8 protein-coding genes are annotated in these 12,101 nt (G+C 46.0%); 3 read left to right on the forward strand and 5 right to left on the reverse strand.

Features of this window, described 5'->3' with window-relative positions:
- The 5 genes from LZG72_RS20255 to LZG72_RS20275 all read right to left on the reverse strand — a co-directional run bounded on the left by LZG72_RS20255 (position 1) and on the right by LZG72_RS20275 (position 7,386).
- A complete protein-coding gene (locus LZG72_RS20255) occupies positions 1-1,224 on the reverse strand; it encodes a hypothetical protein (RefSeq protein WP_233876514.1) in 1,224 nt (407 codons plus the stop codon).
- 73 nt (positions 1,225-1,297) lie between these two features.
- Positions 1,298-2,209, reverse strand: coding sequence for a hypothetical protein (locus LZG72_RS20260; RefSeq protein WP_233876516.1), 912 nt, complete (start codon positions 2,207-2,209; stop codon positions 1,298-1,300).
- 11 nt (positions 2,210-2,220) lie between these two features.
- Positions 2,221-3,081 (reverse strand): hypothetical protein, encoded by an 861-nt coding sequence (locus tag LZG72_RS20265; protein ID WP_233876518.1) that lies wholly within the window; start codon positions 3,079-3,081, stop codon positions 2,221-2,223.
- Positions 3,082-3,282: 201 nt separating this feature from the next.
- Positions 3,283-5,658, reverse strand: a complete 2,376-nt coding sequence (locus LZG72_RS20270; RefSeq protein ID WP_233876520.1) for a lipocalin family protein — start codon at positions 5,656-5,658, stop codon at positions 3,283-3,285.
- Between the two features lie 195 nt (positions 5,659-5,853).
- Entirely contained in the window at positions 5,854-7,386 is a 1,533-nt protein-coding gene (locus LZG72_RS20275; protein WP_233876522.1) for a hypothetical protein, read from the reverse strand.
- 125 nt (positions 7,387-7,511) lie between these two features.
- Here LZG72_RS20275 and LZG72_RS20280 point away from each other — a divergent pair, with 125 nt between their 5' ends.
- From LZG72_RS20280 to LZG72_RS20290, 3 genes are read left to right on the forward strand one after another with little or no spacing between them, the layout of a single operon-like run.
- Entirely contained in the window at positions 7,512-9,398 is a 1,887-nt protein-coding gene (locus LZG72_RS20280; protein ID WP_233876524.1) for a 7TM-DISM domain-containing protein, read from the forward strand.
- A gap of 55 nt (positions 9,399-9,453) precedes the next feature.
- On the forward strand, positions 9,454-11,376 hold the full coding sequence (locus LZG72_RS20285; protein ID WP_233876526.1) for a 7TM diverse intracellular signaling domain-containing protein: 1,923 nt from the start codon (positions 9,454-9,456) through the stop codon (positions 11,374-11,376).
- Positions 11,336-11,980 (forward strand): response regulator transcription factor, encoded by a 645-nt coding sequence (locus tag LZG72_RS20290; RefSeq protein WP_233876527.1) that lies wholly within the window; start codon positions 11,336-11,338, stop codon positions 11,978-11,980. The genes LZG72_RS20285 and LZG72_RS20290 overlap by 41 nt, the downstream gene beginning before the upstream one ends.
- Positions 11,981-12,101: the final 121 nt, after the last annotated feature.

Here is a 12,101-nt window from a genome sequence, read left to right on the forward strand (position 1 = left end):
CTATTGATTTACACTAATTCCGACATTACCCAGTAAAATATCCCAGTTGGTAGTCTGCTGCCCCTCCACCGTTTTCTTGTAAGACTGCAGTTTCACCTTGACACTCTTTTGGGTCACATCGCTATACATGACATCCTGATTATTAGTGCCGTATCCGGTAAAAGTTTGCGATCCAGTGATCGTTCCGTAATAGTTCCCATCACTGGCTTCGGTCAGGTCTTTCACGTAATTCACCTCGTTCCAGGCAATACTGGTCGAGCTATAAGGAAGCAGTTTGAGCCTGGTCAGATAGTCTTTAACCGGGTACTTCCGCTTCCCTTGCCGGTTGGAGGAAGAAACTTCGATGGTAGCGTCCGCAAGAAACAATTTGACTGCCTGCTCGATGGCATCATCCTTTTTGTCGGGATCAATGCTCTTGTCGCTGATGATGTTCAGATACTGGACGAATTCATCCACTTTTTTTATGCCCTTTTTACCATACGAACTGATCTCTTCCTCAGACAAACCTTTCTTTGGAGCTGCTGCCTGAACAACTGGCTCCGCCGGCTTCTGAACTGCTGGCTCAGGCTGCTTTTGCGCCACGGGTTCATTCCATTTTTGTGCAGGAGCCGCAACCTGTTCCGAAGCTGTCTCTACCATCTTTTCAGCAGTCACATTGGGTTGCCCCTGCGGGACTGACTTTTTTGCCGGCTGGCTGATCGCCTTTTGTACCTGCGCTTTTGCGCTTTCCAGTAATGGGGCTGCATCGGTGGCGGGTAAGATAAATTCGTGGTGCCCTTCTTTAAAAATGATCAGCGCCAGCTCATTCCTGTTGATCGACGCGGTACTACCCTGCGGCGTATTGTAATTTACCACATTATCGCTTTTGTAGCTGATGTTGCATTCGATGACTTTGAGCGGACTAGCCTGCACAAGTAAATCATTTGACGGTCCGGCCGCATTATAAAAATTCATAATCTGCTGCGAAGCCTGTGCAGGATCGGAAGGCAGATCCGAGACCAAAAGATAGTTACCACGGGCATTAAATGCGACCAGCACATTCTCCCGGGGAACACTCCTCTTCACCATCCGCTCCCCTTTCATCTCACCCACTTTTACGATGCTTTCGGTAGCTTCGATGAGTTTGAAGGGGAAGCTGCTGCCGTTGGACCAGTAAAGGGTTTCCTGGGCTTGGGTGGAAGTGCTGCATAAAGCAGTTAACAGAATTAGGTAAATTATTTTCATATTTAAGTAGAGTTGTTGGGGTTTAAATCTGGTCTTGAAGACACGTACGTAACATCATTATAACTGGCAGCCATCATTGCAAATCCACAGTTGTACATTGATTTGCATAAACAGTAACTGTTTTTGATGTGCTATATGGTGGAGGTGCTTCCCCTCCCAGTGGCTTTATAAAATAAATTTTGCCGCTTACCCTGTGTTCCCCCGGTGTCACTTCCCGGGTATAACAATACGTTGCTCCGCAGGCAGGAGCTGATTTATATTGGCCAGCAGATACATATCCCGTACCACCAACGCTGGAAATACTGACGTTAATCACATTGTGGCCATTCGGAAATCCATATTCGGGTAGACTGCACCAGACCATTATTGTTCCTTTCCCTGAAGCGACACCACCGCAGGAAGACACAGGCACCAGGTCAAATCCATACCATTGTTTTGTTGACTGCTTAAAACTCAGGACAGCGATTTGTGAATCGACGGGCGTACTCCCGGTACTTTGATGCACAATGTAAATTGTTCCCGCGTTGGACTTGATGAGTTCGCCTTTTGAATTAACCATCGCACCCCACTTAATATTCTGAACACTACCTGGGCTAAACCCGCTCGCTTTGTAGGTTATCACACCGGTTCCGTCACTGGAATAAGAGACACAAAAATCAAAATCCTTTGAATCCCAGGCTCCAACGAGTTCCGGAATTTTGTATGTTGTAGTTGTTGAAGCTCCGGATTGTGATGCGATACACTGAAAGCCATTCGGCAACACATTGCCGCAGGCCAGATTCACATTCCCGGTTCCCGGCGTTCCCTGATTTCCTTCCTCCTCAGATCCACCAGGAGAAATTGGGCCCCCACCTGATCCAGTGTTTTTAGCCTTTATTTTTTCAGACAAATCATCGAAATCGTCTGTCATAAAATTACTATCGCACCCAAAGGCAATCGTAAAAATCGCGACATAAGTCATCAAGAATGTAAAACTTCTCTTCATAATCCTAAGCTTTAAAAGCCAATTGCTAAACAAAATGTACCGTTGAAACCAGACGTTGTTGTGAGATACTGGTCAAAACCCATCCTCACATAAAGGGTTCGCAGGCCACGGCGATTTTGTACGAGATATTTCTGTATGTACTCCGACGAATGAAGCCCTCCTCCTACCTTTGCTGCTGACTGACTTGGGTTGATATCGTTCGAACTGGCCGATGATACCCAGGTAACCGAACCAAATGGCCCGCCGGCGATACCAAAAGTGAAAAACCTTTTGATGTCAAATTCCCGAAAAATATAAGGACTAAGGATATGTTTGGAGCCCTTATAATAGTCGTTTTCGAGCGTAAAATCTTCGTATTCTGCGTAGTAGTCAAACAAGTTATTGATCTCTATGCCAAATCCGGCATTGGATTTCTTTTGATTCGGACTGCGCCCCTTGTTAAAAGCAAAGCGCTCATAGCCCACTTTAAATCCCGGATGATATTCATAAGGGCCGAGCCCGGTATAATAATTTCCTGTCTTTTGCCTGGTAACACTACCTGCTATAAAAAGCCTGTTTTTTTTCTTCTCAGACTTGAAAGAAATCGAATCACCATGCGGTTTTGATATTCCTCCGGAAATTCGTTTTGCTTGGTTTTCTGTTATGTTTGGTTTGCTATTGTTGTCCGAATAAGTTTCTTCCATGGCCTTTTTTATCTTAGGCTCAATCGCTTTCGTCACCGTTTGCGGCGTTATTAGTTCGACGTCGTTATTCGCATAAATGATCTTCCATACTTTGTCCCGTTTGATGCGAAGAGGTGATTTGCGGGAAATATCCGTTGTTAAAAAATAAGTAACATCCTGCTCTCCAATTTCATCAATAATGACACTCAATGAGGTTAAATCTATCTTAATAATTAAATCAGATTCTTTCTGGGCACAGGCCAAGGAACCTGATAGCAGCAAAAACAAAAGACATACAACCCGCATTTGCAACGATTATTAAAGTTTGTGATGAATACTTTTAAAAATCAGTATAAAAGACTGGTATTTCATAAAAGCACATGGTTAAGCGAGCCGAAATTAGACCCCGGATCAGTATTTGTCTCGAACTCGAATTGGTGAATGTCCTTTTCTAACGCTGTCAGGCTTCCGGTGTACCTGTGTCTTTTTAGCGGAGCTAGCTTTCGATGCTGAAATGCGTCCTGACTCGGCCACCCTTTCAAATTCGCTGTACCCATAACCGTCTTCAAATTCCGAAAATAAGACCATTTTACTCTCATCTAATGTTTCAATTGACCCTGCGTAGGCCTCATCATCATCATCCCAATGAATGTATAATTCCCTTTTGTTTTCGTCTACTCGGTAACTGCCATATGACTCATCGAGCTCATTATTGCGGTGAACATGAATCGTCCGGTCAATTAGTGCCCCATTTTCTTTGAAGACGAGATAGTCTATATCCTCTGCATCATCATAAGTTTCTTCGTAATATTGACCATCTTCCTTGCCATATTCTTTAATCCATTTCCAAGTCCCCAAAATCAACGTTCCCAGACTACCCTCCTTACCCCCACCCGCCGTAAACACCACCGGCGAACCCACCGCCGGCGTCCCATCTTTCTTCTTCACCGAAACTTCCACATTCTGCCCGCCGGACGGGCCCAGTTTCCAATTGGCTGAGACCAACCCTTCTGCATTGGTAATGCGTTGCAAATTCCCGAAATCGCCCCCGCCAGCCAGGATCTTCCAGGTTACTTCTACACCGGCCTCTGGTTTCCCTTCGCCGTTTAATACACGGATGGTGAGGGGCTTGGCAAGTTCTTTACCATACTGCCCCTGTTGACTATTACCTGAGGCGATCTCTACCTTCCTATCATTGCCGTCAAATCCATTAGCTTTAAAGAGCGCTGTCGTTGAGCCTTTGGCCTTATTTGCATATGCTTCCAATTGCTGCTCCCCTTTTCCGGGCGTCCAGCTTATCTGCGCAATGCCGTCGTAATTGGTTTCCGATTCGGTTGCGCTTACTTTGCCACCGCCGGATTTGATTACCCAGTTGACCGTCGCTTTAATGGCAGGCTTGCCATCTTCGGTACGCACCTTCACAACTAATGGCTTTGGAAAAGCTTTACCTGCTTCCCCTTTCTGGTTGCCGCCACTCACCGTATCTACCCGGTAAACCGGCTGCTCGCCGCATTTGACCAGTTTTAATCCCACCACCTGAAAACAGCTGTCGATGGATGCTTTGGCCTGAAATAAATCGTTAGTGTGTGCAGTAATGTTGGCTGCGGTCATGAATTTGGTAGCAATACCCAGCAGCGAGAATGTTTTGCCGACGCTTTTCAGGAATTTAAAAGAGTCCAGGTCGCCGCCGCATTCTTCCAAAAGATCCTCGGCACTTTGTAGCGCTTCGCCGGTAATCTCCAAAGTCAATGCAGCAAAGACAGCCGCCGAGTTCGCATTTTCCAATGCCATTTCTCTTTTAGCCATAATGCTGGTCAGTGTTGCCGGTACAGATTCAACTAATGCCTCATTACAATCCAGGGGTATCGGGAAAATATCGCGCAAAATGCCCAGCAGGAACCGGTGTACATTTTCATTTCTGGCCATGCGGCTTTCCAATGTTTCATCGCCGGCGAAAGGTTTACCCGACCTGATTTTGATCGTATACTCGCCATTTCCCGAAAGCGTAAACTGGACGGGCGCAGGAATTCCGTAGCCATCGCCAAACACACCGGCCGCAGCTTCTGAAAGGCTGGTCGCAAAAAGAGTCCGGCCTGCGATCACATATTTGGGGCCGACGGCCTTGTTATCCTTATAAACCCCAGCCACATATGTGTGGGCTACCTGGTTGTTTTGCAGCAGTACTTCCGTATTGGCAGTCGTGATTTTGATAGGATCCTTGTATCCGGTTGTTGCCGTTGTCCTCAAACCTGTGGTGGATTTGAATACAGTAGCAATGGCCTGGATCATTTCGGTATTGGTCGTATCTGTAACGGCCCGACCTGCCTGTAATCCCATGGTGACCTGTTGCACCAGCTCTTTATATGCAGGATCAGCTTTGATCTTTTCGATCATTTCGAGCTTGCCCGACAAAGACAATGAGCGCAACGTAAGCGTGTTCATCAAAAGCGCCAATGCCGTCGATTCGCTCGAAATGCTGTAATCGGTCTGGCCGGGATAGTTGTAACCCAATAAGAGTACGTCACCTTGGCTATTGTTAAGCACGGTGGTTGAAACCTTGCCACTCGTGTCGAGCGCAAATTTGGAAGCCACCGGGATACTGCTGCCAACAGAAGAAAGCACGACTAACCCGGCGGTATCTGCTTTTGTGTTTTGTGGCAAAATGACCCTACCCGAAATCTGGCCTTCCTCTACCACCGGACCTGGCAGCTGAACGTTGACTTCCCGCGTGCAGCTCAGACTAAAAAGGAACAGGTAAAAAAATGATAAGAGCAGAAGTTTTTTCATCCAAAAAATGATGATAGAGTTGGGTTTCGTATGACAAATTTGCAATGGAATCAGCAAGTCCTGCAATACCCCGATGGGGGTATTTTCACAATGGCAACATTCAACGTATCGGTATATACGTACTCACTTTTTCAGTATGGTGGGGCTGATCAGCCCTATGAATCTATTGAAGGTTCCGTTTGACTGAGGAGATAGCTACTGCCGGATATAAGTGTTCGTAAAGTATTCCGATCTTCCATCCAGCATTGTATTCGACGTTGTGGTAATGCTCTTACCATCGCTGCTCATGGTGATAACGCCATCATAAGACCATACTTGTCCGACAGGTACACCGGCCGTGATCTTCACTGCCATTTCCAGGAAATTCCATTTGTTTGCCGAAACCTTGCTGATATTTTTGAATTTTTGATCACCGATTTTGACCACACCTTTATCTACTGACGGCTGCCAGGCACTGCCAAAAGCGTAAAATTTCCCTAAGGTTCCAGAAATTTCAATACCTAATCCTGAGGCACTCAGCCACTTCCCATCCAACGACATGTTAACATTTACAATCGTTACAAAACTAATTTCATTTCCATACCCGGTCCCGGCATCGTTTGTAGCATAAGCCCGCAGATAGTATTTGGTATTCGGTTGCAGGCCCGCCATCGAACTCGTGAAAGTACCCGTGCTTTTACCGTCTGTTGTTTTGGATGTTAAAGCAACCGTCGGGCCAGGAGTGGTGCTCCATACGATACCCCGGGCCGTAACATCCGAACCGTTGTCATTCGAAATGGACCCGCCTGATTTGGCTGCGTCACTGCCGATGCTGGTAACCGGTGCGGTAGTAAGTACGGGCACGTCAAAATTTCCAATATCCCCCGGGCAGGAAAATGTGTACTGCCATAGCGTCCCGCCGTTTTCACAACCTGAAACCACCACTTCGATATCACTGCCCAGTGCAGGATCGTAGTTAAACAGGAATGCCGATTTTTTGCCGAAATATCCCTTACTCTCAGTTGCCACATTGCAGTCCAGTGCCTTACGAAGCGTGCTCCGATCAGTTTGCGGGCCGGTGCCTCCGATCCACACCCCTTTCTGGAAAACGTCGATCTTATCTTTAACGACATAGGTATCGTAGCTGATCCTGATTTTGCCGGATGCATTGCCGAGTTTAAAAATGTTACTTGTCAATCCCTGCCCTCCGGAAACTTTGGTAGTCGCACAATTGCTTGGCTTGGTCACGGTAACTTTGATCTCATTTGCAGCACTGATCCTTCTGTTGCTATCGTAATATTTACATACTAATATAAAAGTACCTCCGGTCACCAGCGATGACAAATCGATTGGAATCGAAGCCACATCGTCAATTTGCCTTTTAATGGGTACATCATAATAGTGCGCAGCTCCTTTAACCTGTATGTAAACGCCTATAATCCCGGAGACTGAGCTGATGTCGGCCGGCAAAACAATGGTGCTTCCTGAACTATATGAAACGGTCTGGTCATAATTGAGTACAACCGGCGCGTCGGGAACGCTGGAAGATGCGGGAAGCGCCGGGCTTTCCACCCGCGCGGCCCCGGCGATTTTTAGCGATTTTGATAGTTGCTCTGCATTGGAAGGGTCAACAGGCCCGCCCGTTTCTTCCTGCGGTTCCTCCTCCTCTTCATCATTGATCCGGATAGTAATATCCCGCTGACAGGATAAGAACATCATGACGACCACGAAATGTAAAATTGACTTCATACGCACTGACTGAAGAAGGGTTTACTACTGCAAATCTCAGCTGGTACACCTGCTTGCAGCAATACCCCGATGGGGGTATTTTTTACATGCAACCTCTCCCCGTATATTTCGCCAAATATCATTCTATGCTCAAACCTCTCCTCAAACTAATCATCTGTCTCAGTCTTGCTGCTGTTTGTTGCGCGCAAAAATCGGATCCTTCTGACATTTCCGGCAAGGCAAATGTTTTTACCACAAACGATGGTTTTAGCGAATCCGATTTATTCGGCTATGTCTATGCTTTCAGCACTGCCGACAGTAATCTGGGAGTTCAGCAGATCCTGTCTCAGAGGCCTCCATTCCGCCTGATAAAACGTGAAATCCCACACTTTGGACAGGATAACCGCTACCACTGGATCCGGATGGATATCAAAAACGGAACACCCGAAAACAGCCAATTAATATCCTACCTCCATCTGAATGAATTGACGGACGTATGTTTTTACATTGTCAATGAGAAGAATCAAACCGTTTACCAGCAGGAACATTTCAGTCAACGGACTTTGATCAACAAGAAACCGATCCCCAGCCGCTTTTTTGCATTCCCGGTTGATCTGCCTGCCAAAGCAAAAGCAACCATTTACTGGAGAATATACCGCGACGAAAACAGTGTTGTAGCGCCATTCAGGCTGTATAGCAAAGACTCATTTGACTCGTTTCTGCGCATCTACGATTCGCTCGCTTTTTTGTGCCTGGGCGTAATACTTTCGGCATTCCTCCTGAGCATTATCTTGTTTGTTATCACAAAATTAAAGGTGCTGTTCTATTATGCGGGTTATTGCCTTTTTTACTTTTTCCTGTGCATCATCAATGACGGAATTGCACTTCAGTACTTTCACATCGATCCTTTTGATATCGCCATCGGTGCGCGACTGGTTGCCACCGGTTTCATGCTGTTTTTCCTGCTGCAATTTTCAAAACATTTCCTGGGAGCAGATAATCACATTTCAATTCGTTTCATAAAATTCACCGACTACCTTTCCTGTATTCTTCCCGCACTCGCTCTGACGATTGCTGTCTTTTCATTAGGGGCCGGTTTTGTTTCCGTTTTCTTTTTACTAGGCGGACTTTCCCTGCTCTTGATTTTCGTGATGATGATTCATGGCATGTATCATCATAAACGTGCGGCTTACCTTTACTTTTTGGCCACCGCACCTTTTTTCCTTACCTGTATTTGGTTCGTGTTTATTATGCTCTTTGACGTTCCGGCGACCTGGCTATACTACACTTCATTGCTCGTCATCCCGATCATCGAAATGGTGGTGTTGGGGACCGAACTCGGCAACAAACTAATCAGGGAACGCGACAAATACTTTTATGGCCTTCACAGTCTGCAACGTGAACTGACATCCTCCATTCTCAAAACACAGGAACTGGAACGGAGAAGAATTGCCGCCGACCTTCACGATGACCTTGGCGGAACGCTCGCCACCATACGCCTGAAATTCGCCAGCCTGAAGAAAAACTTATATCTGAAAGGCACTGAACAACTCGCTATGCAGGTCGTCGAAGATATAGATCCTCTCATTTATAAAAGCAGCCACGATCTCAGGCGCATTTCTCAGACTTTGATGCCGCCGGAATTCGAAAGAATCGGATTGGCGGCAAGCGTCCAGCATGCGGTGGATTCGCTACCGGAGCAGGGAGCCCGTTTCCTGTTTCTGACAGCTGGAAATCAGCGGACCATTTCTCCGGAAAAGGAGCTCGCCATTTACAGGATAGCGTCAGAAACGCTACAGAACATTTCGCGCAGGGAACACGTCCGGCGCGGCTCTTTACAAATACTGTATTGCCAGAGCGAACTCCGAATCGTTGTCGAGGCAGACGAAAAGATCGACTCCACTTTGGAGGCGAAAGCCATTATCCAAAAAAGCCTGTCTAGCTGTTCGTTATTAGCGACTCATCTGGGTGGAAATCTTGTTTTGGAGGTCAGCCGGTCAGGCACCTTTGTGATTGTTGAAGTACCTTACTAAGTCAACCCAAGCTGGTGCTTTCCTTCGACGGATGTGCATTGTACTAACCCTTACTATGTTCAGGCTGATCTTAATACTATTGGTTTTCTTGTGGCAACCCGCTTATTCTCAGACCGTACCTGACAAAATAACCTCAAAGCTCTCCAAACAAAACATTCCGTTCGCAATAGGCCCAGACTTTGAAAAAACAAGTTTGGCGGGCCATGTCTACATGTATAGCACGCCATCTCAGGAGAGCATTCATAGTGTAACGCAAAAATTTTTCAAGCTGCTTGCCCAGGAAATCCCCACTGTTGGAATGGATAGTCGCTTTCACTGGATCAGGTATACGGTTCAAAACAACACATCCGTAGAAAAGGACCTGATTGCCGATCTGCGCTACAACGAATTCAATGACGTTTGCTACTATGTACTCGATAGCAATCAGCAGATCATATACTCAAAAAAGCACTATAACCGGGAGACGTATATCAGTAAAAAGCCGGTCCAAAGCAGGTTCTTTTCCTTCCCGCTGAGATTAGGACCTTTCGAAAGTGCTACGGTTTACTGGCGGGTATATCGCAAAGAAAGCTTTATCGTCTTACCTCTCGGGCTTTTTGATGAGGAGTATTTTTTCACCTTTAACACCACGTACGACTTTTTCTTGTACCTCAGCCTTGGTGTGTTCACCTTCACCTTCCTGCTGAGTTTGATACTATATCTGTTCACCAAGTACAGATTACTACTGTTTTATTCAGGTTATACCATCTCCTATGGACTCACGATTGCCAGTATGGAAGGAATTCTGACGCAATATTTTCATTTGAACATTCCATTTCTGGAAGACAATACCAAGAACGTCTTTATCTGCTATTTGAATTTTTTCACAATCCTTTTTGCTGTTCACTTTCTGGAAATCAGATCATTCCTGGCAAAATGGGTGTACTATTTTTTCATTGTTCAGGCGACGCTTGTCCTTGGTTTTGGGATGTATTTGTTACTGACCCCATTTACAGGGACCAGCTCGGTGATCCTTTCCGGGGTCGCCATGTTGGATATGCTGCTGATCCTGAGCCTTGTAATTTCAGCATTCATTCACAAAAAGCGCGTAGCAATGCTATATCTGATTGCGATGCTGCCATTGTTCATCAGCGCATGCTGGCTCATACTCACCCTTACTTTCGAGCTCGAACGAACCTGGTTTTACTATCAGTCATTTCCATTTTTGCCCTTTTTTGAAGTCGTTATTCTGGGGATCGGCCTGGGCTACAAACTGATCAGCGACAGGAACCGGTATTTAACGGGTTTGAATACCTTGGAGAAACAATTCACATCTTCCATTGTCAACACGCAGGATGCAGAAAGGCAGCGCATTGCAGCAGATTTACATGATGACCTGGGCGGCACGCTGGCAACCATCCGCCGGAGACTGTCTGATCTCAGGTTTAAAGTAAAAATCGATTCGGTGGCAAAGGAGCTCGACGAGCTCGACCCATTGATCAAGAAAGGCAGCGATGATTTGAGAAGGATTTCACACAACTTGATGCCGCCGGAATTTGAGCGGATCGGACTTGCAAATTCCCTCAAACAGTTCATTGCCGAGATTCCTTCCCAGCCAACGTCATTCCAATTCATTGTCAGCGGAGAAATACACCGCCTGCCGCTGGAAATAGAACTGAACTCGTACCGGATCGTATCAGAATTGGTCCAAAATATATTCAAACATGCGCAGGCTACCCGTGCATCGATACAATTACTGTATTATTCTGATTTTCTGAGAGTTGTGGTGGAAGATGATGGCATTGGCGATAAGTCGAAAAAATCCTACAAAATAGTTCCCGGAATGGGGTTAAAAAACAGTATATTGAGAGCGGATTATATCGGCGCCAGCCTGCATCGCGAAAGTGGAGAAGCTGGTACATCCGTGATACTCGACATTCCTTATCGTTCTGTTTCAAATGCGCCTGACAAGTCAGACCAGGATACTACTGGTCGATGATCATCATATTTTCAACGAGGGGCTCAAACGCCTGATCAATGAGCAGCCGGATTACATGGTCTGCGGACAAGTTTACCAGTCAAAGGATATTTTCCCGGCCATCGAGCAGCTCAGGCCGCATCTGATTCTTTTGGATATCAATTTAAAAGGAATCAACGGTATCGATATCGGCAAACGGATTATCAAGGATTATCCGGGCATAAAAGTGATCGTACTCACCATGTACAATCAGGCAAAACTACTGGAAGAGTCCAGAAAAACCGGGCTACACGGCTATTTATTAAAGGACTCGACGACCTCTAAACTTTTAACGGGCATTCAAGCTGTTCTGAAAGGCGAATTCTACTTTGACAGCGCCGTTGCCGGCTCGTATCAAAGCGATCCGGACGAGTTCATTGACACATTTGCCCAAAAGCTGAATTTAACTTTCCGGGAAATCGAAATTATCAGGCTTATTAAAAACGGGTATACCAATGAGCAGATTGCAGATCAGCTGCATCTGAGTTTTTTTACCATCAAAACGCACCGAAAAAATATTCATTTCAAGCTAGGTCTGAGCAAGGTCACCGAATTAATAGATTTTGCAGTAAAAAATGGAATTTAAGGCTGGCTAGGTCGACAGGATCTTTGCATATGCGAAGCTTACTGCCGCAGGCTACCAAATACTTCCCATACTCAGACCGGTCTACTGGCGCGGGATTTTGGGCATAAACATTGATCTTTGG

The organism is Dyadobacter sp. CY323, assembly GCF_021390245.1.
GTDB lineage: Bacteria > Bacteroidota > Bacteroidia > Cytophagales > Spirosomataceae > Dyadobacter.

Bases quoted from the DNA above. Each gene is read 5' to 3' on its own strand.
- LZG72_RS20255 (WP_233876514.1), bottom strand. From the start codon at position 1,224: ATGAAAATAATTTACCTAATTCTGTTAACTGCTTTATGCAGCACTTCC.
- LZG72_RS20260 (WP_233876516.1), bottom strand. From the start codon at position 2,209: ATGAAGAGAAGTTTTACATTCTTGATGACTTATGTCGCGATTTTTACG.
- LZG72_RS20270 (WP_233876520.1), bottom strand. From the start codon at position 5,658: ATGAAAAAACTTCTGCTCTTATCATTTTTTTACCTGTTCCTTTTTAGT.
- LZG72_RS20275 (WP_233876522.1), bottom strand. From the start codon at position 7,386: ATGAAGTCAATTTTACATTTCGTGGTCGTCATGATGTTCTTATCCTGT.
- LZG72_RS20280 (WP_233876524.1), top strand. From the start codon at position 7,512: ATGCTCAAACCTCTCCTCAAACTAATCATCTGTCTCAGTCTTGCTGCT.
- LZG72_RS20285 (WP_233876526.1), top strand. From the start codon at position 9,454: ATGTTCAGGCTGATCTTAATACTATTGGTTTTCTTGTGGCAACCCGCT.
- LZG72_RS20290 (WP_233876527.1), top strand. From the start codon at position 11,336: ATGCGCCTGACAAGTCAGACCAGGATACTACTGGTCGATGATCATCAT.